Genomic DNA, 22,685 nt, shown 5'->3' on the forward strand with positions numbered 1-22,685 from the left:
CCCGCCGGGGCCTCTCATAGCAGGGCGGGTGTGACGAGCGGAACCCGCCGCAACACCCGTCCTGCTACGAGATCGCGGTGAGCACCGCCGCGGCCACCGCCGTCAGCACCGCGAACACCGCGACCGCCACGGCCGCGATCAGGCGGATCCGGCGGCGCCGCCGCGCCCGGCCCACCTTCGCGCCCGCTTTCGACAGACGATGGGCCAGCCGCGGGTCGTCCTCGCTGAGGCGGGTCTCGATCTCGGCGAGGATCCGCTGCTCCTCCATCGACAGCGCCATGCCATACCTCCGGGGGCGGGTTGAAGTGCCTTGTTCTTGCCCCGGCAGCAAGATCATTATCCCCGTCGGGCGGTAACCGTCGCGCCCCGTGCGGGAGCGCTCTCACGCTGCATCCGGTCCAGGGCCGTGACGTAGTAGGTGTAGGTGCGGCCGGCCTTGGCGGTCGGGTCGAGGATGCCGCCGCCGCGCACCGCCGTCAGCAACGTCCCCGCCGTGACGGGGGCGCACGCGGGACGCTCGCCGTCCACCCGGTACACCGCGTAGCCCACCGCGTCCTCGGAGGCGCCCCACGTGACGCGCACACCGCCGTCGGCGCCCTCGGCCCGCACACCGTGAGCGGGCGCGGGGCCGTCCCCCGCCTTGCTCTTGTCATCGGCCGCGGGCGCCACGGGCGGCAGCGCGGGAGTCCCGTAGTGGTCCTTACGCAGGCGGGCGGCGAACCCGTGCCGGTTCTCCGCCAGGTCCGAGGCGCTGAAGAACACGTCGCCGCGCACCTGCGGGTAGCGGGCGTTGAGCTTCAGGTGCCGCGACAGCTCCTCGGGCTTGCGCCAGACCGCGTCCTCCCCGACGCGGTAGGCGGCTTGCCCGATCGTCAGTTGCACCTTGGTGCCCCGCACCTGGCGGGCCCACCACTCCACCAGCTTGGCGTAGTCGGCGCGCGCGTCACCGATCGTCCAGTACAGCTGGGGCGTGACGTAGTCGACCCACCCTTCGCGGATCCATTTGCGGGTGTCGGCGTGGATGTCGTCGTAGCTCTGCAGCGCGCGCGTGGGCGACCCGTCGGGGTCGCTGCTGTCGTTGCGCCACACCCCGAACGGGCTGATGCCGAAACGCACCCACGGCTTGGCCTGGTGGACGCGTTCGGACACGGTCCTGACGAGGGTGTCGACGTTGTGGCGGCGCCAGTCGTCCTTGCCCATCCCCTTGCCGTAGGTCTTGTAGGTGGCCTGGTCGGGGAACTCCCCCGCGCCGGCCTCGGGGTAGGGGTAGAAGTAGTCGTCGAAGTGGACCGCGTCGATGTCGTACTTGCGGACCACGTCCATCACGGCCTTGACGACCAGGTCCCGCACCTCGGGCAGGCCCGGGTCGTACCACAGGCCCTTGCCGTACTTGCGCACCCAGCCGGGGTTGCGGCGGGCGGGGCTGTCGGGCGCGAGCTTCTTCAGGTCGCTCTGGCGGCTCACCCGGTAGGGGTTGAACCAGGCGTGGAACTCCAGGCCGCGGGCGTGCGCCTCGTCCAGCATGAACTTCAGCACGTCGTAGCCGGGGTCCTTGCCGGGCGTCCCGGTGATCCACTGCGACCACGGCTCGTACGGGGAGTCGTAGAAGGCGTCGGAGTTGGGGCGGATCTGCACGAACACCGCGTTGAGGTTCATCGCGCGCGCGTTGTCCAGCAGCCGGCGGAAGTCGGCCTTCTGCTGGTCGGCGGCGCGGCGGCCGTCCCTGGGCCAGTCGATGTTGCCGACGGTGGCGATCCACATGCCGCGCAGCTGGCGTCCCTTGGACCCGTCGGGCGGCGGCACGTCGGGGCATTCGGCGCCCGCGATGCCCGGTGCCCTGTCGCCCGCCCTGCGTTCGTCGGCGCCGCCCAGCACCGGCACGCAGCCGGCCGACGCGGTCAGCGTTCCCGTGGCCAGCGCGCCCGCGGTCAGCGCCCGCGCGAGCGCACCCGGCGTCCCCTTGTTCGTCCAGACCATGACGAGCCATTGTTACGCACCCGTTGCCGTGCTCGACGCCAAACGCGAATGCGCGTGTGATGCCCGGACGTCCCGATCGCCCCCGATCGTCCTCCGAGCGTCCTTTCTATCGCCGACCGTGCGGTGCGGGCGTCGTCCGCGGGCGGTCACGCAGGGTTGCGATCTTCGAACGTCCGTTCTATCGTCCAAACGTTCGATGGAACGGGGGTGGGGCCGATGCGCTGGGACAACCTGCGGCTCGACGACGGTGCGGAGCCCGGCCCGGTGGCACCGCTGATCGAACGGCGCGCGATCGCCCGCACGTTCGACACGCCCGGTTTCCGCGGCATGACCTTCTACGAGGTGCAGGCCCGTTCGATCATCAACCGTGTTCCGCCCGCGTCCCGCATGCCGTTCCAGTGGACCATCAACCCCTACCGCGGATGCTCGCACGCGTGCGTCTACTGCTGCGGCGGCGACACCCCGATCCTCATGGCCGACGGCCGCACCAAGCCTCTTCGGGAGGTGCGCGTCGGTGACCGCGTCTACGGCACGCGCCGCGAGGGACGCCACCGCCGTTACGTGGTGACGGAGGTCCTCGACCACTGGCAGACGGTCAAGCCCGCCCACCGGGTCACGCTGCGGGACGGCACCCGGCTCGTCACCAGCGGCGACCACCGGTTTCTGACCGGCCGCGGCTGGAGGCACGTCACCGGCGGGGAGCCCGGGGCCCGGCGGCGTCCGCACCTGGCACCGGGCGACGACCTGGTCGGCACCGGGCGTTTCGCCACGCCGCCGAAGGTCGACGACGACTACCGCCGCGGATACCTGTGCGCGGTCCTGCGCGGCCGGGGGCACATCGGCCCGCACCGGGTCCGCCTGCCCGCGGGCGAGGCCGACGTGCTCGCCAGGGGGCGCCGGTATCTGGAGCATTTCGGCGTCGCCTGCGACGGCGCCCGGCCTGTCACCCGCGAGCGGGTGCCACGTGGGCCGGCGGAGCGTCACGCCGAGGGGATCGGTGTCCGCGGCGCCGTGGCGGTGGCCGCCGTCGAGCGGCTGACACGATGGCCGCGACCGCCGTCGCGGTCGTGGCACACGGGTCTGCTCGCCGGGCTGTTCGACACCGGCGCCGACGGTGATCACACGGTGTCACGGATCGCCGTCGCCGGCACCGAGATGTTCGGCGGGCTGAAGGACGCCCTGGCCGAGCTCGGCTTCACCTTCACCGCCGACGCTTGCGCCGGGGCGGCGCCGCGCGGTGTCCGCCTCACCGGCGGGGTGCGGGAGCGGCTGCGGTTCCTGCACGCGGTCGACCCGGCGGCCACACGCAAGTGGCCGGTCGAGGGCGCGGCGGTGGCCAGCGACGCGTCGCTGGCGGTGGTGTCGGTCGAGCCGCTGGGCCTGGAGGCGCCGCTGTACGACATCACCACCGGCACCGGGGACTTCATCGCCGACGGGGTGGTGTCGCACAACTGCTTCGCGCGCCGCTCGCACGAGTACCTGGACCTGGACGCGGGCGCCGACTTCGACTCGAAGATCGTGGTGAAGGTGAACGCGGGCGAGCTGGTGCGGCGGGAGCTTGCGGCGCCGCGCTGGCGCGGCGAGCACATCGCGATGGGCACCAACGTCGACTGCTACCAGCGCGCCGAGGGACGCTACCGGCTGATGCCGCCGATCCTGGAGGCGCTGCGGGACGCGGCCAACCCGTTCTCCATCCTGACCAAGGGGTCGCTGATCCTGCGTGACCTGCCGTTGCTGGTGGAGGCGGCCCAGCGCACCGAGGTCAGCACGGCGGTGTCGGTGGGGTCGGTCGACCGGGAGCTGTGGCGGCTGGTGGAGCCGGGCACGCCCGCGCCGGACAAGCGGCTGGAGGTGTGCGCGGCGCTCAACGACGCGGGCGTGCGCTGCGGGGTGGTGATGGGGCCGGTGCTGCCCTACCTGAGTGACTCCCCCGCGCAACTGGAGGAGGCGGTGCGCCGGATCGCCGAGGCGGGCGCCACGTCGGTGACGGCGATCACGCTGCACCTGCGGCCGGGGGCGCGTGAGTGGTACCTGGCGTGGCTGCGCGAGCACCACCCCGACCTGGTGACGCCGTACGCGCGGCTGTACCGGGGCGGCGCGTACGCGCCGCGCGAGTTCCAGCAGCGGATCTCGCAGCGGGTGCGGGAGCTGGCGGCCAAGTACGGCATCGACCGCCGTTCCCCCGGGCACCGCGGCTCGGCCCCGGCCAGGCCCCAGACCTCCGGCGAGCCGTCGTCCAGCGAGCCATCGCCTGGCGAGCTGTCGCCTGGTAAGCCCTCGTCTGGCGAGCCGGAGCAGCTGTCACTGCTGTGAGCCTAGGGCGTGTGGAGTTCCAGCAGCCGCGCGGTGACGTCGGCCAGGCGGGCGGCGTCGGCGGGTGAGAACAGGCCGTTGCCCACGCTCATCTCGGTGTGCAGGTGGAACGCGGTGAGCGGCTGGGCGGGCGGGTGGTCCAGGAGCCGCAGCAGGGGCGGGACGACGTCGGTGGCGGGCTTGGCGAGGGCCTTCTGGCGTTCGATGAAGGCGGCCGTGGCGGGGTCGTAGTCACCGGCGAACCCGGTCGCGGTGGTGCCGGGGTGGAACAGCACGTAGCGGACCGTGCGGCCGTGCTCCTGGGCGAAGGAGACGCCGAGCAGGTCGTTGAGCCGCCCGGTCATGAACATCGCCTGCACACCGTCGTAGCCGCGGGCGCTCTGCAGGTCGTCCCAGGCGATGGGAGTGTCGTGGCCGGGTCCGGCGACGTTGACGATGACGGGTGCGCCCGCCTCGCCGAGGACGTCGCGCTGCCCGTGGCCGAGCAGGAAGCGGCTGAGGTAGAACAGCGCGAAGTTGTCCTCGAACCCTTCGGGGGTGACACGCCGTCGCGACCGGAAGAACCGCGCGCACAGCACCAGCCCGTCGATCGCCGTGTGGGCCGCGGTGATCTCCTCGATGACGCGCCGGGTGTCGGCGACCAGGCTCAGGTCGGCGGGCAGGAAGGTGCAGGCGCCGGGCGCGTCCGCGGCCTCGCGGGTGAGCCGGTCCCCCTTGTCACGGTCGGTGCCGATGACGACGGCGTGGTCGCCGCGCGCGAACAGCGCCCGGGCGAGCGCCGCCCCGATCCCGTCCGTCCCCCCAGTGATCACCACTGTCTTCCCCACTGCCGCCTCCCCTGCCCGTCCGGGCGTCGCCCACCATCAAATCTGAATCGAAACGATAGCTTGATTGAACCTGTTAGTTCAATCTGGGTGCCTCTAGAGGCTAGATGAGGGTTCTGCGTGAGGGCCCGGCAACGTGGAGAGGGAGGAGAACTTCGACACGGCCAGCGGCAAGGCCGGCGGCCTGACCGGTGCCGACCGCGAGCACGCGGAGGTGCTTCCTTCAGCTCAGCCAGACCGTCCTTGCGCGGTCTGGCCTGGCAAAGCGGCTCTGGTGCGGCCTGTCGGCACCGTTGCGGACCCGGCCGATGCGTTTGACAGAGGATTTGGGGGTTGCTACAACGCTTGCCAGCGTCGCGGTGTACCCGGCAAGGAGATCGCCGAGGGCATGGAGGCGCCGGAACCATGGACTGAACTTGGTCGGATCCCACGGGCGCCTGGTGGCGTTCGGAAACCAGTTGATCGAAGTGCACCTCTGGCTCCGCGAGGAGCTGGCGCTGCTGCGTGAGGGCGTCGATGCCTATCTCGCCGGCGGTGCGCGGCTCGGCGAACTGCGGTTGCACTGCCTGACCTTCTGCTCGGCGCTGAACCGGCACCACACGGGTGAGGACGACGGCGCGTTCCCCCAGGTCGCCGAGCAGTTCCCCGAACTGCGCCCGGTGCTGGAGGAGCTGCGCCGCGATCATCGGTTGGTGGAGGACTCCCTGCGACGGCTCCAGGCGCTGGTCGCCGAGCTGGACCAGGCGGCGGACCCCGCCGCGGTCCGGCGCGAGCTGGACAGCCTCGCCGCGCTGATGGAGACGCATTTCCTTTACGAGGAAAAGCGGATCGTCGCGGCGCTCAACGCGCTGAACGTGCCGGGCTGGGACCAGTCCCCGCCCGCGTTCCTGCTCACCGCCGACGCGGAGAGCTGACCCGCTCCAGCACCGCACCCTCCACCGCACCGGGACCGTCTCTGGCCGCGGTCACCCTGCCCGACGACCTGCCTGGTGCGTCCGAACGGTGCCCCATGACGAGCGTCCTCGCGCGGACGGCGTGTGGCACGGCGACCACCTGGCCACCGGCGCCCCCGCCCTGGACGTGACCGTGGCAGGCGGCCTCGAAGCGGGTGGGGGTGACGTCGCGGGCCATCATCGACGGGGAGACGTCGACGCCTTCGATGGGTCTGGCGAGATGTGGCCGCTGGATGTGCGGGTCAGTTCGACAACGTCCGTGAGGGGCCGGACGGTTCGGCCGTGCCGCCTCCGGGGGCGTCCTCGTCCGTGCGGGTCGCTCGTTCGGTGAGGGCCTCGAGTTCGGCGACTGCCCGGTCGGTGGCCGTCTCGGCGGCGATCTCGGCTGCCAGTCGCTGCGCCTCGCGCCGGTAGGACGGGTCGTGCAGGACGCGGTCGACCGCGCGGGCGACGGTGCGGGGTGAGGCGCTCTTGCTCACGGTGATCCCGGCGCCGGCGAGTTCCACATGCCGTGCCACCTCGCCCTGGTCGCGTCCCAGCGGCACGCAGACCAGGGGGACTCCGGCGGCCAGGGACTTGACGGCCGTTCCGTGGCCGGCGTGGGTGATGGTCACCGCGGCGTGGCGCAGCGCGATGCTGTGCGGTGCCGTCGCGGTGACCAGGACGTTGCCGGGCGCGCGGACCGTCGCCGGGTCCACGGCCGGGCCGGTGGTCAGCAGCCCGCGCACCGGCAGTGTGCCGAGGGCTTCGGCGATGCGTTGCAGCAGTGTGCGCTGGTTCACGAACGATGAGCTCAGGCTGGCCAGCGCCAGCGGCGCGTCACCCTCGGGCAGTTGCGGTTCCCCTGCCCAGGCCGGGTCGTCGAGCCGTGGGCCGACGTGCCGCAGGTAGGCGGGGAAGCGCCTGCCGGGGTAGTCGAGGGCGCGCGGGGACAGTACGAGCAGGCGGTCGACGCGGTCGAACGCGTCGATCACCGAGTCCAGCGGGGGCAGGCCGACCGCGTCGCGGGCGGCGTTGAGCGCCGGCAGTCCCTTCCCCCACGGTTTGAGCATCAGCTGGGTCATGACCCGATCGCGCAGGCGCCCCAGCGCGCCGGTGGCGGGGGTGAGGCCCGGGCCGGGCGGTGGCGCTCCGGGGGTGGGCAAGGGATAAATGGTCGTCACCAGCGAGGCCAGCGGGATCCCGGCGGCCTCGCCGCCGGTGAACGCGCCGAGCAGCATGTGCTCGGCGACCAGCGCGTCGGCGGGGCGGGCGCGCAGCTCGGCCAGCGTGTCCCGGGCGTATTCGGCCGCGGGGCCGCAGACGATGCGGTCTCTCAGCCGCGCGAACGCGCCCAGCGGCGTGCGGGCCTCGAAGTCCTTGATGAGGTCCTTGGCCGGATCGGTGGTGTCGCCCTGGGGCGCCGTGGTCCAGGCGATCGGCTCCGCGCCGGCGGCGGCGACCTCCTCGTGCAGTGACCTGTCGGCCAGCACCCGGACGCCGTGGCCGCGTTCGCGCAGCGCGCGGGCGACCGACAGGACGGGCGGCACGGCTCCGCCGCCGGCCCAGACGGCGAACAGGAAGTTCTTAGGCATCGTGTCTGTTTCGGGGATCGATCGAGGTCAACAGGTCGCACATGGCGCGTTCGGCGTCCTGGCGCGACAGGCCGAGGTCGCGCCGCCACAGCTTCCACAGGTAGACGTCCGTGGCGGCGTGGTGCAGGTTCAGCGCATGCTCGCGGGCGGGGCCCGGGGCGGGGAGGCGGTCGGCGAAGACCTGCTCCAGCCATGCCCGATGCTGGCTGCGCGCGTGAGCGGCCGCGCGGGCGATCGCCGGGACACGGTCCATCTGCGCGGTCCACAGCACGTTGGCGTCGCCGTGCCGCTCGTAGTCCGCGAACAGCACGGCCACGATCGCCGCCACATCACCGGTCGGCGCCTGACGGTTGACCGCCGTCTGCGACGTCACCCAGTCGGCGACGGCGTCGGCCAGTCCCTCCTTGCCGCCGAAGTGGTTGACGATCGTCTGCACCGACACACCCGCCTCGTCGGCGACGTGCTGCAGCGTGACGTCGTCGTACCACCGCCGCATCCACAGCGCGGCCGCCGCCTCCAGCACGCGCGTGCGCGTGACCTCCATGGCCGCCGCGCGGGCACCCATGCGGTACGGACGCCTGGACCCACTTTCCATGGAGCCAACCATCTATTCAATTGAGCAGTAAGTCAAGCGAAAATCGCGCGCCATCCTGGCCCCGAGCGACCTCCTCGGCGACCGGGATTCAGCTCAAGGGACATGACTGCGCGGAGCGGACGGCTTCCCCGCGCGGCGATTGGTGGCGACTGGTCGGGCTGGCCGTGGCCCAGGGTGAGGCGCGGTGTCCTCACCCTGGGCCGGGGGTGTCACTCCCTCCACTGCTCGGCGGGTGACAGGCCCGGGAGCGGCTTGCCGATGACGGCGAGGGGGATGAAGAAGCAGACCTGGCCGATCGCCATGACGAGGGTGGCGAGCGCCTTGTCGTCATAGTGCGCGGACGCCTCGGCATACAGCTCGTCGGGGACCCGCTCACCGTGAGGGTTGGGTGTCAGCACGGCCTCCACCAGGGCCAGCGCGACACGTTCGGCGTCGGTGAAGTAGGGCGCGTCGCGCCAGGACGCCACGGCGGTGATGCGCTCCTCGCGCTCCCCGGCCTTGCGGAGATTGCCGGTGTGTAGGACGGTCAGGTAGGTGTTGCCGGCGATCTGCCCGGCGCGCAGCTGCACCAGGCTGATGGTGGTCTGCGGGATCGAGCCGTTGCCGGTGGCCTTGAACAGCACACCGCCGATCTGTCCCAGTTCGGGGATGAGGGCGGCGGGGTTGGGCAGCCGTGATCGCAGACCGTCCTGCTGGGTGTCGGTGTCGGTGGCGGTGGTCATGGTGTGGTTCCCTTCATGTTCGGGTGTCGTGCCGCTGCTATGACGGGTGCGAAGCGGTGGATGTGACCGGCGGCCGGGATCGGTTTCGGCGCGGTGACGACTGCCGTGCCGCGTGGGCCGGTCACGTGCGGGTGCTGGGCGTCCGCGGGGTCGCGGACGGCGCTTGAGGCTGGGCGTCCGGGGTCGCCGCGCGGGGCCGCAGGAGGACGGCGGCGGCCAGGACGGCGATCAGGTAGAACGCGCCGGCACCGAGCAGCCCGGTGGCGTAGCCGCTGATGAGCGCTTGCGGCATCGCCGTTGCGGGTGGCTGGTTCTCGGTGGCGGTGACGGCGACGCCGGCCAGGATCGCCAGGCCCAGCGCGCCGCCGACCTGTTGGCTGGTGTTGATGAGTCCCGAGGCGATGCCCGAGTCCTGCGGGGCGACGTTCTGGACGCCGGCGATCGTGGCGGCGACGAAGCCGACGCCCAGGCCAACGCCCGCGACGAGCTGCGCCGGCAGCAGAGTGACCAGGGCGTTCTGGTCTCTTGCTCATCGTCGCTGCTCCGTTCGTCACGTCGATGTGATCGCGGGCATGACGGACGGGCCGCGGGAAGCGTGACCGGGTCCCGGTGGTCACGTCGGGGGCGTGCGGTCCGTCATCGCTGTGACCATCGCGACGAAGGGGCGGGCATGAGTGAGCGTGATTTCCTGGCCGAGCGGTTCGAGGAGCACCGGGCGCATCTGAAGGCGGTCGCCTACCGGATGCTCGGTTCTCTGGCCGAGGCCGACGACGCCGTCCAGGAGGCCTGGCTGAAGCTCGCGCGTACCGAGGCGGGCGACCGGGCCGGTGACATCGACAACCTCGGCGGCTGGCTGACGACGGTCGTCGGGCGGGTCTGCCTGGACATGCTGCGGTCACGCCGGCTGCGGCGGGAGACGCCGCTGCCGGTTCGCCTGCCGGATCCGGTCGTCGGCGAGCAGGTCACCGATCCCGAGCAGCAGGCGTTGATCGCCGACTCGGTCGGGCTGGCGCTGCTGGTGGTGCTGGAGTCGCTGAATCCGGCCGAACGGCTGGCCTTCGTCCTGCACGACATGTTCGGGATGCCGTTCGAGGAGATCGCCGCGATCGTGGACCGCACACCGGCGGCGGCCAGGAAGCTGGCCAGCCGTGCGCGCCGGCGGGTTCAGGGCACGGCGTGGGAGCCGGACCCGGACCCGGTGGCGCAGCGGCGTTTGGTGGAGGCGTTCCTTGCGGCCGCGCGGGGCGGGGACCTCGACGGCCTGCTGGCCGTCCTCGATCCCGACGTGGTGCTGCGCGCCGACAGCGGCGGGACGTTCCCGGGCGGTGTGCGGACGCTGCGCGGCGCGCGGGCGGTGGCGGGGCAGGCCGCCACCTTCCGGCGTATGGCGACCGCGTCGGTGACCCGTCACGCGCTGGTCAACGGGATGGCGGGGCTGGTCAACACCATCGACGGCAGGCTGATTTCGATCATGAGTTTCACCGTCGCCGACGACAGGATCGTCGCGATCGACATCCTGTCCGACCCCGACCGGCTCGCCCGCCTCGACCTGTCGGGCCTGGAGCCCTGACCACGCCTGCTGTCCGTTGCCTGCTGTCCGCTGCCCGGTGCTCGTAGGCCGTGGCTCGAGGGCCGTGCCGGGTCGAGCACGCGCGCGGTCAGACGTCCCCCGCCGTGGGGGATGCCGGGCCGGGTCTTTCGGGTGTCAGGGTGGGCGGGTGCGCCTGGGGCCGCTCGCGGCGGTGGTTGCGCCGCCTGCGTGCCGCCGGGGATGTGCCGGGGTGACGCTTCGGGCGCCTGTCCCCGGCACGGTTCCCCGTGTGCGCTAGTGGGGCGTTGGGGTCGTGGTGGCTGGCGGGGTTGCTTGCGGGGCGGGTGCGGGGGCGGCTGGTGTTTCCGACAGGCCGATGCGGGTGTGCAGGCGGCGCAGCGGGGTGGGTGCCCACCAGTTGGCGGGGCCGGCCAGGCGCATGAGTGCGGGGACGAGGACGCCGCGGATGACGGTGGCGTCGACCAGGACGGCCAGGGCCATGCCGATGCCGAGCTGCTGCAGGAACACCACGCGTCCGGTGGCGTAGGCGGCGAAGGACACGGCCAGGATGACGGCGGCGGCGGTGACCAGCGGGGCGGAGCGGGCGATGCCCAGTGGCACCGAGCCGGTGGGGTCGCCGGTGCGGTCGTATTCCTCCTTGATGCGCGACAGCAGGAACACCTCGTAGTCCATGGACAGGCCGTAGGCGACGCAGAACATCAGGATGGGGATGCTGGGTTCGATCGTTCCGGTGGGGGTGAAGCCGATCAGGCCGGCCAGGTGGCCGTCCTGGAAGACGAACACCAGGGCGCCGAACATCACCGACAGGCTGAGCACGTTGAGGACGGTGGCCTTGAGGGGCGCGATGACGCTGCCGGTCATGACGAACAGCACCAGGAAGGTGACGGTGACGATGAGGGCGGCGACCAGGGGCAGGCGCGCGGTGACGCCGTCGCGGTAGTCGGCCAGTTCGGCGGGGTAGCCGCCGACGGTGACGGGTGCGGGCGCGGGTTGGGCGCGGACCTGGCGGACCAGCCCGATGGCGTCGTCCTCCAGCCGCTGGGAGGACGCGACGACCGACAGCCAGGTTCCGCCGCCCGGCCGGTCGGGGGTGAAGCGTGTGCCGGTGGGTGCGGGGGCGGGGCGTCCCTGGGTGAAGGATCCGGCGGCCGAGTCGACGCGGACGACGCCGTCCAGCCGTGACAGGCGGGCGGCGTAGGGGGCGAGGGCGGCGGGGTCGGTGCCGGGGGCGGCCACGACGGTGAGGGCGTCGGCCTCCTCGGCGGTGAAGTTGGCGCGGATCTGGTCGTACATCTGGCGTGCGGGGGCGGAGGAGGGCAGGACGCGGTCGTCGGGCAGGCCGAACCGCACGCCGAGGAACGGCGCGCCGAGCACCAGCAGCAGGATCAGGGCGGCGCCGCCGAAGGCCAGGGGGCGGGCCATGACGCGGGCGGCGGCGCGGTACCAGAAGGTGACGGTCTCGGGCCGGTGCGGGGCGGTGCCGTGGCGGCGTTGGACGCGGTGGCCGAGCAGGACGAGCGCGGCGGGCAGCACGACGGTGGCGCCGAGGACGGCGGCGGCCACGACGGCGATCCCGGCGTAGGCGAAGGAGGCCAGGAACGGGAAGGGGAAGGCCAGCAGCACCGACAGGGCGGCGGCGACGGTGCCGCCGCTGAACAGCACGGTGCGTCCGGCGCCGCGGACGGTGGCGGCGGCCGCCTGCGCGACGTCGCGGCCGCGGGCGAGTTCCTCGCGGAAGCGGAAGATGACGAACAGGCCGTAGTCGACGCCGAGGCCGATGCCCATGACCAGGGCGATGTTGGAGGCGAAGGTGGAGATCTCGGTGAGGGCGGTGACGCCGCGCAGGGCGGCCAGGGATCCGGCGACGGCGAACACGCCGACGGCGAGGGTGACCAGCGCGGCGGCCAGGCGCCGGTAGACCGCCCACAGCAGCAGGAGCACCAGGGGGACGACGAGCAGTTCGGCGCGCAGGAAGTCCTGGCGGGCCTGTTGCATGACCTGCCGGAACACCTCGTCGCCGCCGCCGGCCTGGACGGTGATCAGGTCGTCGGCGCGGGTGAAGCGGGGGGCCAGGCGGGGCAGGATGTCGCGGCGGACGTGGTCGGCGTCGCCGGGCACCCAGGCCAGGACGAGGGCTTGGCGGGCGTCGGTGGCGCGCAGGGTGGCGGGGGTGCCGCGGCTCCAGTAGGACCAGGTGTCGCCGACGCCGGGCCAGGCGGCCAGTTCGCGGGTCAGCTCGCGGCCGGCGGCGGCGACGCGGGGGTCGTCGACGGTGCCCTGGCGGGCGGTGACCAGCAGCGCGACGTTGGGGCTGCCGGTGCCGAAGCGGTCGGCGAGCTGGGCGCGGGCGGTCATCGACGCCGAGCCGGGTGCCTCGAAGCGGTTGAGCGACAGGGCGTCGATGGTGCCGGCGCCGATGGCCGCGGCCAGGATCGTGCCGATGATCGCGGCGGTCACGATCCACCATGGTCGGCCGACGATGGCCCGTGTGAGCATGCGGTCCCCCCGGGGAGAATGGGTATATGCGAGCATTGGCTCGCATTCAACTGGGGAGAATACGAGCGGTTGCTCGCGTTTGCAATACTCCTGCGGGAGTACGCGCCCCTCCCCCGGGGCCTCGTGGACGGGGCAGGGGCGGCGCGGGGCGCGGTGTTGGGATCGGGAGGCGCGACATGCAGGACGGGCGGGCCACGCGCGAGGACGGCCAGGCGGCGCAGGCGGCGCGGGAGGGCGCGGGCGGGGGCCGGGGCGATCGTCCGCGCAGGCGTCAGGCCCGGGGCGAACGGCGGATCGAGCAGATCCTGGCGGCCGCCGCCGAGGTGTTCGCCCGCTCGGGATACGAGGCGGCCACGACGAACGCGATCGCCTCGCAGGCGGGGATCTCGCCGGGGTCGCTGTACCAGTTCTTCGCCAACAAGGAGGCGATCGCGGGGGCGCTGGCCGACCGGTTCGTGACGCAGATGGGCGCGGCGCACCGGGAGGCGTTCGAGTCGGTCGATCCGGCGGCGGTGCCGCTGCCGGAGATGATCGACCGGATGGTCGACCCGATCCTGGCGTTCAACGTGGCCAACCCGGGGTTCAAGGCGCTGTTCGCGCGTCCGGACATGCCGACGGGGCTGGCGGACGCGGCGCGTCCCATCCAGGCGGCGCTGCTGGGCCGGGTGGAGAAGATGATCGCGGTGCGGGCGCCACGGCTGGGCCCGGCCGAGCGCACCCGCGCGGCGCGCGTGCTGATCCAGGTGTTCCAGGCGCTGGTGCCGCTGGTGACCTCCACCGACGACGAGGCCGAACGGGCGGCGCTGGTGGTGGAGATGAAGAAGGTGCTGCACGGCTACCTGCTGCGGATCGGCGCCGGAGACGTACAGGCCGGCGACGTGCAGGCCACCGAGGGGCAGGCCGGGGGCCCGCCCGCCGGGTGAACCGCAGCCGCGCCCGCGGGGGGCGCGCCGACGGGCGCGCCCCTCGGGGGCTGCGGCTGGAGGTGCGGCGGGGCTACCGGTCGGGGTGGGCGCCGACCAGTTCCACGCCGCGGGTGCCGGACGTGGCGCCCTCGGTGTCACGGCTGGTCTCCGCCCAGTTCAGCAGGGCGGTGCGGCAGGCGTGGTCCAAGTGCCGCAGGCCCGACAGGTCCAGTTCGATCCGCCGGTCGTGCGGCAGGCCCTCCAGGGTGTCGAGCATCTTCGGCAGCCGCAGGAAGGTCGCGTTGCCGGTGAGGCGGACGCGGATGGGGCCGGTGCCGTCGTCGTCGACGTCCAGGTGCACGTGGGAGGTCTCCCAGGCGGTCTTGAGCACGGCCAGCAGCAGTCCCAGCAGCACGCCCTCGAACAGGTTGAGGGCGACCACGGCGACGGCGGTGCACACCAGGATCACCGCCTCGCCGCGGTGCTCGCGCCACAGCCGCGGCATCTGCGCCAGCGGCATCAGCTTCCAGCCGGCGTGCACCAGCACCCCGGCCAGCGCGGCCAGGGGGATGGCCTGCAGGACGGCGGGGAAGGCGGCGGCGAACACCAGCAGCCATACGCCGTGCAGGACGCGGGAGGCCTTGGTGCGGGCCCCGGCCTGGACGTTGGCGGAGCTGCGCACGATCACCGCGGTCATCGGCAGGGCGCCCAGCGCGCCGCACACGGCGTTGCCGGTCCCCTGGGCGACCAGTTCCCTGTCGTAGTCGGTGCGGGGGCCGTCGTGCATGCGGTCGACGGCGGCCGCGCTGAACAGGCTCTCGGCCGAGCAGATCAGCGTGAACGCCACGACGGTGCCCAGCACGGCCACGTCGGCCAGCCGGGACAGTTCGGCCAGGCCGGGCGGCTGGATCGCCTCCACCAGTCCCTGCACCCGCAGCCGGTCGACCGGCAGGTCGAACACGGCCACGGCGGCGGTGGCCAGCGCGACGGCGGCCAGCGGTCCGGGCACGGCGCGCACCGGGCCGGGCAGCCGCCGCCAGCCGGCCAGCACGGCGATGGTGCCGGCGCCCACGCCCAGCGCGGCCAGCGCGCCGGGCGTGGTCAGGGCGCCGGCGGCCAGCCCCGGCAGTCCGGCGATCTTGGCGGGGCCGGAGTCGGGGGCGGGGGTGTCGGCCATCGCGTACAGCTGCCCGGCGATGATGGTCAGGCCGATGCCGGCGAGCATGCCCTCGACGACGGCGACGGAGATCGCGCGGAACCAGCGGCCCAGGCGCAGCGCGCCCAGCAGGATCTGCAGCAGCCCGGCGGCCAGCACGATCACGCCCAGGGCCCGCAGGCCGAACTGCTGGACGGCCTCGTACACCAGGACGGTCAGTCCGGCGGCGGGGCCGGAGACCTGCAGGCTGCTGCCGGGCAGCAGCCCGGCGACCAGGCCGCCGACGATGCCGGTGATCAGGCCGAGTTCGGCGGGGACGCCGGAGGCGACGGCCACGCCGACGCACAGCGGCACGGCGACCAGGAACACCACCAGGGAGGCGGGCAGGTCGTGGCGCAGCACGGCGGCGCGCCCTGCGATGCGCCCGCCGAGTCGCCCGCCGAGTCGCCCGCCGAGTCGCCCGCCGGGTCGCCCGCCGGGTCGCCCTCCGCCGGAGTCTCCTTTGGGGCCGGCGGCGGTGGCGGTCGCGGTCGCGGCGGCGTTGTCACGGGCACCGGCGGCGGTGTCGGCGCGGGTGCCGGAGTGGGTGTGGTTCACGTGGTGGGTGGCGGTGCGGTTGTCGGTCACTGGCTTCTCCTTCACAGCGGTGCGAAGGTGCCGTCGGAGGGGCGGTGGGCGTGCACGGTTCCGGTGTGGACCTGGTAGTACCAGCCGTGCAGGGCAAGGGTGCCGTCGGCGAGGCGTGCGCGGACGGCGGGGTAGCCGCGCAGGCGGTCCAGCTGGGCCAGGACGTGGCGTTGCACGGCGGCGGTGAGGACGGCCTCGGCGTCCTCACCTGCCTGCTGCCTCGTGGGCTGCCTCGTGTGCTGGTGCCGGGTCTGCTGTGGCGCGTCCGGTGCGTGGTCGCCGGTGTCCTTGGCGGTGGTGTCGGCGAGCCAGCGGGCCAGGGCCGGGACGGTGGTCAGGTCGTCGCCGCGGACCAGGGCGCCGACGGCGCCGCAGTGGGAGTGCCCGCACACCACGATGTCGGCGACTCCGAGGACCTGGACGGCGAACTCGATGGTGGCGGCCTCGCCGGTGGGCCGGTCGAGGCTGTAGGCGGGGACGATGTTGCCGGCGGTGCGCAGCTCGAACAGTTCGCCGGGCTGGGCGCGGCAGATCAGCGACGGGATGACCCGTGAGTCGGAGCAGGTGATGAACAGCGCCTGCGGGGACTGGCCCGCCGCCAGGGGTGCCAGGTGGCAGCCGTCGGCGTCGGCGCGGGCGGGGAAGGCGCGGGCGTGTTCGATCAGGGAGCGCATGCGAAGGACCTCCAAGGTGCGCCGCCCGTCTGCGGGCGTGCGCCATCGATGGAGCAACGGTCGGTGAACATTGGCGTGACGAACGGTGCGCACGCGGCGGCGGCCCACGTGCAGGTTCGTGTGGGCGGGCGTGTGCGTGTGCAACGTGATGCGGCCGGCGGCGATCACCTACGCGCGGGTCGCGGGCCGGGTGGCCGGTGCGCGGCGGGTCACGCCGCGCGGGCGGTGCCCGGTCGCGGTTCCTGGTGGGCGAAGGTGTGGGCGGTGAGGGATGGTGTCACCGCACGGGTGCCGGGTGGGTCGGTCCCACGGCGGTGGGGCCGCCGGTGAGGCCTGTCAGCAGCGGAACACCTGCAGCAGCGTGGAGGTCTGTGCGGCTGTTCTGCGGGTGAGGCAGCGGGGCCGGGCGTCGAAGCCGTGCGGCCGGTGGACGGTCAGTGTGAGGTTGCCGTCCAGGTGGGGCACGAGGACGCAGTCGGGGCCGTGCAGGGGGCGGTTGTCGGTGGCGATGCCGCGAAGTCTCAGGTGGGAGACGTGCAGCGGGCCCTGGACGGGTTCGTGGTTCTGGCAGGACTGCCCTGCGCCGACCCGTTCGGCCATGGCGGCAGTGCCGGCGGGTTTGGCGGCGGCGCTGGGGGCTTTCCGGCTCGGCGCGGATGCGGTGACGCGTTCCTGGACGCGCGTGTCGCTTGCCTGTGTGTCGCTTGCCTGTGTGTCGCTTGCCTGTGTGTCGCTTGCCTGTGTGTCGCTTGCCTGTGTGTCGCTTGCCTGTGTGTCGCTTGCCTGTGTGTCGCTCGCCCGGGTGTCGGTGATGCGGGTGTCGGTTGCGCGCGGGGCGGCGTGCGCGGTGTCGGCGCGGGTGTGGGTGGCGGGGTGGGCGGAGGCGGTGGCGTGCGGGGACAGGCCCGCGATGAGCACCATGAGCACGGCCAGCAGGCATGACAGCACGGCCGACGCCCGTGTGAGCGTTCGCGCCAGTGTCACCGCCGGCCCCCTCATCGTGTCGGCCCCGGGTGTGGTCCCCGGATGTCGGCATGGTGCGTCCGGTCGCGTGGACCGGTTCCGAACAGTGATCTGATGGTGACGATAAGGCAGCGTCGCCCGTGTGAGGTTATCGCCGTGTTAAACATGTCGGAAATCACATGTCGGACTCCGGTCGCCTCTTGCGGCCCGGGGTGGCGGAACGCGCAGGTCACCGCCCGTGCGGGGGTGGTCGGCGGCGGGTCGGCGCGCCGGCGCGGCCGGTGCGGGCCGTGTCGGCGGGGCCAGCGAATTCAGGCCGGCGGGTCAGGTCCGGGCGGCGTGTCAGGCGGGTTCGGCGCGCAGTTCGACGGGTTCGGCGATGACGTCGACGAGGGCGCCGTTGCGCAGGACGGTGATGGGCAGGGGGCGGCCGATCGCCTCGGCGAACATGAGCCGCTGCAGGCCCTGGGCGTGGGTGACGGGGGCGCCGCCGGCGGTCAGGACCAGGTCGCCGGCGCGCAGCCCGGCGCGGGCGGCGGGGCTGGCGGGCACGACCTCGGCGATGCGCACGGCCTGCCGCTGCGCCAGGCGCGGGCGCAGCGCGGCCGGGACGGGGACGGGTGCGGCCACGACGCCCAGGTAGGCGCGGCGGACGCGGCCGTCGCGCATGAGCGCGCCGATGATGCGGCGGGTGGTGGTGTTGATCGGCACGGCCAGGCCGAGGCCGATCCCGGCGACGGCGGTGTTGACGCCGACGACGCGTCCGGTGGAGTCGGCCAGGGCGCCGCCGGAGTTGCCGGGGTTGAGGGCGGCGTCGGTCTGGATGACGTCCTCGATCATGCGCACGGCGCTGCCGCTGCGGGCGGGCAGGGACCGGCCGAGGCCGCTGACGACGCCGGCGGTGACCGATCCGGCCAGGCCGAGGGGGTTGCCGACGGCGACGACGAGCTGCCCGACGACCAGGTCGTCACTGTCGCCGAGGGTGACCGGGCCGGGGGTGTCGCCGTCGGCGCGGACGACGGCCAGGTCGGACAGCGGGTCGGTGCCCACGACGGTGAAGGAGGTGGTGGTGCCGTCGGCGAAGGCGGCCTGGCCGCCGCGGGCGCCGCCGACGACGTGGGCGTTGGTGAGCAGGAATCCGTCGGAGGTGAAGGTCACGGCCGATCCGGCGCCGTCGCGGCCGTGGTGGCGCACGTGCAGGCCGGCCACGCGCGGGGTCAGGTCGCGCGCCACGGCGGACACGACGCGGGAGTAGGCGTCCAGGGGCCCCTCGTCACGCGGGCCGAGTCCGCCGGGACCGTCAGGACCGTCGGGGCGGTCGGGGCCGGGGTGGGGGCTGGGTTCGGAGACCATGACACCTCCCGCTGATTACATCGTTACACGGCAACACCGGTTGTCGGTGGCCTGTTCCCGGCCGTGGGTGCGGGCCGTCCGGAAGATCACCTAGGCTCGGGGCATGCGGGGGTTGGCGCGTGAGCAGGAACGGCCCGTCGTCGTCGAACGCGCACGGGGCGGGGACGGCGAGCTGGTGCTGCGCAGGTGCGGCGAGCACCACGAGATCATCAGCAACGGGGTGTTCCTGATGGACACCCGGGACGGGCGGTCCGAGCGGCTGCTGGTACGCGCGGCGGTGGCGGATCTGGACCCGCCGGCGCGGGTGCTGGTGGGCGGGCTGGGCGTGGGGTTCTCCCTGGCCGAGGCGGTGACGCTGCCGCAGGTGGCCGCGGTGACGGTGGTGGAGAAGGAACCCGCGGTCATCGCCTGGCACCGCACGCATCTGCGTCACTGCTCGGCGGGGGCGCTGGATGATCCGCGGGTTCGGGTGCACTGCACCGACCTGCTGGAATGGCTGGCCCCCTCCCCCGGCCGGGAGCCCGAAGCGGCGGGCGACGAGGCGGGCCACGGGGTGTTCGACGCGGTGTGCCTGGACATCGACAACGGGCCGGACTGGACGGTCACCGCGTCCAACGCGCGCCTGTACGGGGCGGCGGGGCTGGATCTGGTGGCCGCGCGGATGTCGCGGCGCGGGGTGCTGGCGGTGTGGAGCGCGGCCGCCGCTCCGGCGTTCGAGGAGCTGCTGCGCGGGCGTTTCGCCGACGTGCGGGTGCGGCGGGTGCCGGTGCCGCGCGGCGAACCCGATGTGATCTATCTCGCGCGCGGCCCGCGCGAGGCCGCCCCCGCCGGCGTATAGCCGACGCGCCCCGGGGGGGCGACGGCCGCCCGCAGACGGCGCGGCGGGTGGTGTGGCGGGAGGCGACAAGAATCCGGGGGTGGATTCTGTAGGGGTGCCGGATCCACCACCTCGTGCCCGGTTCGCTAGGTTTCGGGCTGTCGTTAAGCGAGGGAGGTTCTGTGGCTACCGCTCATGTGGCCCGGCGGCGTGCGGCCGTCCTGGGTGATCTGCTGCCCGGTTCGCTGGCACGGGACGCGGCGCTGGTGGTCGGCTCGGCGGCGCTGGTCGGTGTCGCCGCGCAGGTCGCCGTGCCGATCCCGGGGACGCCGGTGCCGGTCAGCGGGCAGACGTTCGCCGTGCTGCTGGCCGGGGCGGCGCTGGGCTGGGGGCGCGCGGCGCTGGGGATGGTGGTGTACCTGGCGGCGGGTCTGGCCGGGATGCCGTGGTTCGCCGAGGGCGCCTCGGGTACCGGGTCGCCGTCGCTGGGGTACGTGCTGGGGTTCGTCGTGGCCGCGGCCGTGGTGGGCCGGCTGGCCGAGCGCGGCGGTGACCGCACCCCGGTCCGCACGGTCGGCACCATGCTGGCCGGCACCGTGATCATGTACGCGGCGGGCGTGCCGTACCTGATGGCCGCGCTGGGCGTGGACCTGGGCCGGGCGCTGGAGCTGGGCGTCGCCCCGTTCCTGGTCGGGGACGCGCTGAAGGTGCTGCTGGCGGCGGGGCTGCTGCCGGCGGCGTGGCGGCTGGCGGGCACCCGCCGCGACGGCTCCGCCTGACCCTGCCTGCCCCTGCCTGACTCCGCCTGGCCCGTCCGATCCTGCACGGTTCGTTCGGTGCGCCGGGCCGATCCGCCCGTCCCGGGTGCCGCCCGGGGCGGGCGGTCGCCTGTCCGGGGGCCTTGCCTGGTGATGGGATTGGCGGCGGGTCCGGCGGTGGCCTGCGGGTACCTGTCCGGGGCACGGGTGCGGGGCCGGGCGTGTGGCGTACGCCTCAGAACGACCACCGGTCGCCCCTGTTTGAACGGGTTCAAATCTGCCGTACAGTGGGCGGCGTGAGGCTCGCCGTGTCCGCGCCGGACCGTCTCGACGTGCGCACCGTCGAGATCGACGATCCGGGCGATTTGATCAGTTGTCTTCCGCATCCGTCCGCGCTGGCGTGGGTCCGGCACGGCGAGGGCCTGGTGGGCTGGGGGGAGGCGGCGCGGCTGTCGGTCCCGGCGGGGCCGGACCGGTTCACCGCGGTGCAGGACCTGCTGGCCGAGCTGTTCGGCGGGGCGCGGGTGGACGACCCGCTGGGCGTGCCGGGGTCGGGGCCGGTGGCGTTCGGCAGTTTCGCGTTCGACCCGGACTCGGGCGACTCGGTGCTGATCGTGCCGCGGCGCGTGGTGGGGCGGCGCGGCGGGCGGGCGTGGCTGACCACGATCGGTGAGGCGTCGGGCCCGGTGGCGCGCCCGGTGGAGTCGGCCGACCCGCTGACGGCGCCGTCCCGGCTGAGCTGGAGCGACGGCGCGCTGAGCGCGCCGCGGTGGGAGCGTGCGGTGGCCGCGGCGGTGCGGGACATCCGCGCCGGGCGGCTGGGCAAGGTGGTGCTGGCCCGCGACCTGTTCGCGCAGGCGGACGAGCCGATCGACGCGCGGGTGCTGCTGGCGCGGCTGGCCGAGCGGTTCCCCGCCTGCTACACCTTCGCGTGCGGGGGGCTGGTGGGCGCGACGCCGGAGCTGCTGATCCGCCGGACGGGTGACGAGGTGGAGTCGCTGGTGCTGGCGGGCACGACGGCGCGCGGCGCGGATCCGGATGAGGACGCCGAGCGCGCGGCGCGCCTGGTGGCCTCGGCCAAGGACCGTGAGGAGCACGCCTACGCGGCGCGGATGGTGCGGGAGGCGCTGGCGCCGTTGTGCGCCGAGCTGAGCGTGCCGGACGACCCGCGGGTGCTGACGCTGCCGAACGTGATGCATCTGGCGTCGCCGGTGCTGGGGCGTCTGCACGGTGAGCGGTCGGTGCTGGACGTGGTGGAGGCGTTGCATCCCACGCCCGCGGTGTGCGGGACGCCCACCGACCGTGCCCTGGAGCTGATCGGGCGGCTGGAGGGCATGGACCGGGGCCGTTACGCGGGCCCGGTGGGGTGGGTGGACGCCCGCGGTGACGGCGAGTGGGGCATCGCGTTGCGGTGCGCGGAGCTGGACGGCACGCGGGCACGGCTGTTCGCCGGGTGCGGGATCGTGGCCGATTCGGATCCGGCGGCGGAGCTGGCCGAGGCGCAGAGCAAGTTCCGCGTCATGCGGTACGCCCTGGAAGGCTGACCCCGGAGGGGTTCAGCTGGCGGGTTGGCAGGTGGGGCACCAGAACAGGTTGCGTCCGGCCAGGGTGCGGGCGCTGATGGCGGTGCCACAGATCAGGCAGGGCTGGCCGGTGCGGCGGTAGACGTAGACCTCGCCGCCGTGGTCGTCGACGCGCGGGGGACGGCCCATCGCCTCGGGGGTGTGCTCGGGGCGGACGGTGTCGATGCGGCCGGTGCGCACGCCGTCGTTCATCAGCAGCACCAGGTCGTCCCACAGGGCCTGCCACTGGGGGCGGGTGAGGGCGCGTCCGGGCAGGTCGGGGTGGACGTTGCCGCGGAACAGCACTTCGGCGCGGTAGATGTTGCCGGGTCCGGCGACCACCGACTGGTCCATCAGCAGCTGGGCGATGGGGGCGCGGCTGCGGGTGATGCGGCGCCAGGCCCGGTCGGGGTCGGCGTCGGCGCGCAGCGGGTCGGGGCCCAGGCGGTCGCGCAGCAGTTTCACCTGGGGGGCGTCGAGCAGTTCGCAGGCGTTGGGGCCGCGCAGGTCGGCGTGGTCGCCGGTTCCGGTCAGGCGCAGCCGGACCTGCCCGACGGGGGCTGGGGCGGGCAGGGGCCCGAAGGTGTACTTGCCGTAGATGCCCAGGTGCACGTGCAGGACGCGGTCGTGAGCGAAGTGCAGCAGCAGGTGTTTGCCGTGGGCGTCGGCGTGGTCGAGGACGTGGCCGTCGATGAGGCGGGCGCCGTCGGCGAAGCGTCCCTGGGGGCTGTGGGCGCGCACGGGCCGGCCGCCGAACCGGTTGCGGTGTTCGGCGGCCAGGCGGTGGATGGTGTGTCCTTCGGGCATAGCGCGCCCAGCATAGGCGGGCGGTGATCTCCGCCGTGCCCGAATCGGCCGCGCCCC

20 protein-coding genes are annotated in these 22,685 nt (G+C 73.7%); 7 read left to right on the forward strand and 13 right to left on the reverse strand.

Annotated elements, in window-relative coordinates:
• Window positions 1-64: 64 nt before the first annotated feature.
• Window positions 65-280 carry a DUF3040 domain-containing protein gene (locus ABD811_RS13600; protein ID WP_344946211.1) on the reverse strand — a complete coding sequence of 72 codons (216 nt, stop codon included), beginning with the start codon at window positions 278-280 and terminating at the stop codon, window positions 65-67.
• 56 nt (window positions 281-336) lie between these two features.
• Complete coding sequence (locus ABD811_RS13605) at window positions 337-1,977, reverse strand: glycoside hydrolase family 10-like protein (protein WP_344946214.1); 1,641 nt, start codon at window positions 1,975-1,977, stop codon at window positions 337-339.
• A 216-nt stretch (window positions 1,978-2,193) separates the two neighbouring features.
• On the opposite strand from ABD811_RS13605, the gene ABD811_RS13610 reads away from it, so the two are divergent.
• Window positions 2,194-4,290 carry an intein-containing Rv2578c family radical SAM protein gene (locus ABD811_RS13610; protein WP_344946216.1) on the forward strand — a complete coding sequence of 699 codons (2,097 nt, stop codon included), beginning with the start codon at window positions 2,194-2,196 and terminating at the stop codon, window positions 4,288-4,290.
• A gap of 2 nt (window positions 4,291-4,292) precedes the next feature.
• On the opposite strand, the gene ABD811_RS13615 is transcribed toward ABD811_RS13610, so the two are convergent.
• A complete protein-coding gene (locus ABD811_RS13615; protein ID WP_344946219.1) occupies window positions 4,293-5,117 on the reverse strand; it encodes an SDR family NAD(P)-dependent oxidoreductase in 825 nt (274 codons plus the stop codon).
• A gap of 413 nt (window positions 5,118-5,530) precedes the next feature.
• Between ABD811_RS13615 and ABD811_RS13620 the strand changes: the two genes are divergently transcribed.
• Window positions 5,531-6,028 carry a hemerythrin domain-containing protein gene (locus ABD811_RS13620; RefSeq protein WP_344946221.1) on the forward strand — a complete coding sequence of 166 codons (498 nt, stop codon included), beginning with the start codon at window positions 5,531-5,533 and terminating at the stop codon, window positions 6,026-6,028.
• A gap of 281 nt (window positions 6,029-6,309) precedes the next feature.
• On the opposite strand, the gene ABD811_RS13625 is transcribed toward ABD811_RS13620, so the two are convergent.
• The 4 genes from ABD811_RS13625 to ABD811_RS13640 all read right to left on the reverse strand — a co-directional run bounded on the left by ABD811_RS13625 (window position 6,310) and on the right by ABD811_RS13640 (window position 9,250).
• Window positions 6,310-7,641 carry a glycosyltransferase gene (locus ABD811_RS13625; RefSeq protein WP_344946223.1) on the reverse strand — a complete coding sequence of 444 codons (1,332 nt, stop codon included), beginning with the start codon at window positions 7,639-7,641 and terminating at the stop codon, window positions 6,310-6,312.
• The gene (locus tag ABD811_RS13630; RefSeq protein WP_344946225.1) at window positions 7,634-8,236 is read right to left on the reverse strand and encodes a TetR/AcrR family transcriptional regulator; all 603 of its coding nucleotides are present in this window, start codon (window positions 8,234-8,236) and stop codon (window positions 7,634-7,636) included. The genes ABD811_RS13625 and ABD811_RS13630 overlap by 8 nt, the downstream gene beginning before the upstream one ends.
• Before the next feature lie 209 nt (window positions 8,237-8,445).
• Window positions 8,446-8,958 (reverse strand): carboxymuconolactone decarboxylase family protein, encoded by a 513-nt coding sequence (locus tag ABD811_RS13635; RefSeq protein WP_344946228.1) that lies wholly within the window; start codon window positions 8,956-8,958, stop codon window positions 8,446-8,448.
• Window positions 8,959-9,079: 121 nt separating this feature from the next.
• The gene (locus tag ABD811_RS13640; RefSeq protein ID WP_344946231.1) at window positions 9,080-9,250 is read right to left on the reverse strand and encodes a hypothetical protein; all 171 of its coding nucleotides are present in this window, start codon (window positions 9,248-9,250) and stop codon (window positions 9,080-9,082) included.
• A gap of 378 nt (window positions 9,251-9,628) precedes the next feature.
• On the opposite strand from ABD811_RS13640, the gene sigJ reads away from it, so the two are divergent.
• Complete coding sequence (sigJ, locus tag ABD811_RS13645; RefSeq protein ID WP_344946234.1) at window positions 9,629-10,528, forward strand: RNA polymerase sigma factor SigJ; 900 nt, start codon at window positions 9,629-9,631, stop codon at window positions 10,526-10,528.
• 255 nt (window positions 10,529-10,783) lie between these two features.
• Here the strand turns inward: sigJ and ABD811_RS13650 are convergent, their stop codons facing one another.
• Complete coding sequence (locus tag ABD811_RS13650; RefSeq protein ID WP_344946237.1) at window positions 10,784-12,967, reverse strand: MMPL family transporter; 2,184 nt, start codon at window positions 12,965-12,967, stop codon at window positions 10,784-10,786.
• A 215-nt stretch (window positions 12,968-13,182) separates the two neighbouring features.
• Here ABD811_RS13650 and ABD811_RS13655 point away from each other — a divergent pair, with 215 nt between their 5' ends.
• Complete coding sequence (locus ABD811_RS13655; RefSeq protein WP_344946240.1) at window positions 13,183-13,929, forward strand: TetR family transcriptional regulator; 747 nt, start codon at window positions 13,183-13,185, stop codon at window positions 13,927-13,929.
• A 73-nt stretch (window positions 13,930-14,002) separates the two neighbouring features.
• Here the strand turns inward: ABD811_RS13655 and ABD811_RS13660 are convergent, their stop codons facing one another.
• From ABD811_RS13660 to ABD811_RS13675, 4 genes are all read right to left on the reverse strand, one after another.
• Window positions 14,003-15,694: a SulP family inorganic anion transporter gene (locus ABD811_RS13660; protein ID WP_344946243.1), complete on the reverse strand. Its 1,692-nt coding sequence runs from the start codon at window positions 15,692-15,694 to the stop codon at window positions 14,003-14,005.
• 11 nt (window positions 15,695-15,705) lie between these two features.
• Window positions 15,706-16,368, reverse strand: a complete 663-nt coding sequence (locus tag ABD811_RS13665) for a carbonic anhydrase (RefSeq protein ID WP_344946246.1) — start codon at window positions 16,366-16,368, stop codon at window positions 15,706-15,708.
• A gap of 336 nt (window positions 16,369-16,704) precedes the next feature.
• On the reverse strand, window positions 16,705-17,352 hold the full coding sequence (locus ABD811_RS13670) for a hypothetical protein (protein WP_344946249.1): 648 nt from the start codon (window positions 17,350-17,352) through the stop codon (window positions 16,705-16,707).
• Window positions 17,353-17,673: 321 nt separating this feature from the next.
• The gene (locus ABD811_RS13675; protein ID WP_344946250.1) at window positions 17,674-18,684 is read right to left on the reverse strand and encodes a S1C family serine protease; all 1,011 of its coding nucleotides are present in this window, start codon (window positions 18,682-18,684) and stop codon (window positions 17,674-17,676) included.
• A 103-nt stretch (window positions 18,685-18,787) separates the two neighbouring features.
• On the opposite strand from ABD811_RS13675, the gene ABD811_RS13680 reads away from it, so the two are divergent.
• The 3 genes from ABD811_RS13680 (at window position 18,788) to ABD811_RS13690 (ending at window position 21,803) form a co-directional block, all read left to right on the forward strand.
• The gene (locus tag ABD811_RS13680; protein ID WP_344946253.1) at window positions 18,788-19,522 is read left to right on the forward strand and encodes a spermine/spermidine synthase domain-containing protein; all 735 of its coding nucleotides are present in this window, start codon (window positions 18,788-18,790) and stop codon (window positions 19,520-19,522) included.
• Between the two features lie 161 nt (window positions 19,523-19,683).
• The gene (locus ABD811_RS13685; RefSeq protein ID WP_344946256.1) at window positions 19,684-20,280 is read left to right on the forward strand and encodes a biotin transporter BioY; all 597 of its coding nucleotides are present in this window, start codon (window positions 19,684-19,686) and stop codon (window positions 20,278-20,280) included.
• Between the two features lie 275 nt (window positions 20,281-20,555).
• Entirely contained in the window at window positions 20,556-21,803 is a 1,248-nt protein-coding gene (locus ABD811_RS13690; RefSeq protein WP_344946259.1) for an isochorismate synthase, read from the forward strand.
• Window positions 21,804-21,815: 12 nt separating this feature from the next.
• Here ABD811_RS13690 and ABD811_RS13695 read toward each other — a convergent pair whose 3' ends face one another.
• Complete coding sequence (locus ABD811_RS13695) at window positions 21,816-22,628, reverse strand: Fpg/Nei family DNA glycosylase (RefSeq protein ID WP_344946262.1); 813 nt, start codon at window positions 22,626-22,628, stop codon at window positions 21,816-21,818.
• Window positions 22,629-22,685: the final 57 nt, after the last annotated feature.

Source organism: Actinomadura miaoliensis, from assembly GCF_039536785.1.
In the GTDB taxonomy this organism is placed as follows: domain Bacteria; phylum Actinomycetota; class Actinomycetes; order Streptosporangiales; family Streptosporangiaceae; genus Spirillospora; species Spirillospora miaoliensis.

Bases quoted from the DNA above. Each gene is read 5' to 3' on its own strand.
- ABD811_RS13600 (WP_344946211.1), bottom strand. From the start codon at position 280: ATGGCGCTGTCGATGGAGGAGCAGCGGATCCTCGCCGAGATCGAGACC.
- ABD811_RS13605 (WP_344946214.1), bottom strand. From the start codon at position 1,977: ATGGTCTGGACGAACAAGGGGACGCCGGGTGCGCTCGCGCGGGCGCTG.
- ABD811_RS13610 (WP_344946216.1), top strand. From the start codon at position 2,194: ATGCGCTGGGACAACCTGCGGCTCGACGACGGTGCGGAGCCCGGCCCG.
- ABD811_RS13625 (WP_344946223.1), bottom strand. From the start codon at position 7,641: ATGCCTAAGAACTTCCTGTTCGCCGTCTGGGCCGGCGGCGGAGCCGTG.
- ABD811_RS13630 (WP_344946225.1), bottom strand. From the start codon at position 8,236: ATGGAAAGTGGGTCCAGGCGTCCGTACCGCATGGGTGCCCGCGCGGCG.
- ABD811_RS13635 (WP_344946228.1), bottom strand. From the start codon at position 8,958: ATGACCACCGCCACCGACACCGACACCCAGCAGGACGGTCTGCGATCA.
- ABD811_RS13640 (WP_344946231.1), bottom strand. From the start codon at position 9,250: ATGCCGCAAGCGCTCATCAGCGGCTACGCCACCGGGCTGCTCGGTGCC.
- sigJ (WP_344946234.1), top strand. From the start codon at position 9,629: ATGAGTGAGCGTGATTTCCTGGCCGAGCGGTTCGAGGAGCACCGGGCG.
- ABD811_RS13655 (WP_344946240.1), top strand. From the start codon at position 13,183: ATGCAGGACGGGCGGGCCACGCGCGAGGACGGCCAGGCGGCGCAGGCG.
- ABD811_RS13665 (WP_344946246.1), bottom strand. From the start codon at position 16,368: ATGCGCTCCCTGATCGAACACGCCCGCGCCTTCCCCGCCCGCGCCGAC.
- ABD811_RS13675 (WP_344946250.1), bottom strand. From the start codon at position 18,684: ATGGTCTCCGAACCCAGCCCCCACCCCGGCCCCGACCGCCCCGACGGT.
- ABD811_RS13680 (WP_344946253.1), top strand. From the start codon at position 18,788: ATGCGGGGGTTGGCGCGTGAGCAGGAACGGCCCGTCGTCGTCGAACGC.
- ABD811_RS13695 (WP_344946262.1), bottom strand. From the start codon at position 22,628: ATGCCCGAAGGACACACCATCCACCGCCTGGCCGCCGAACACCGCAAC.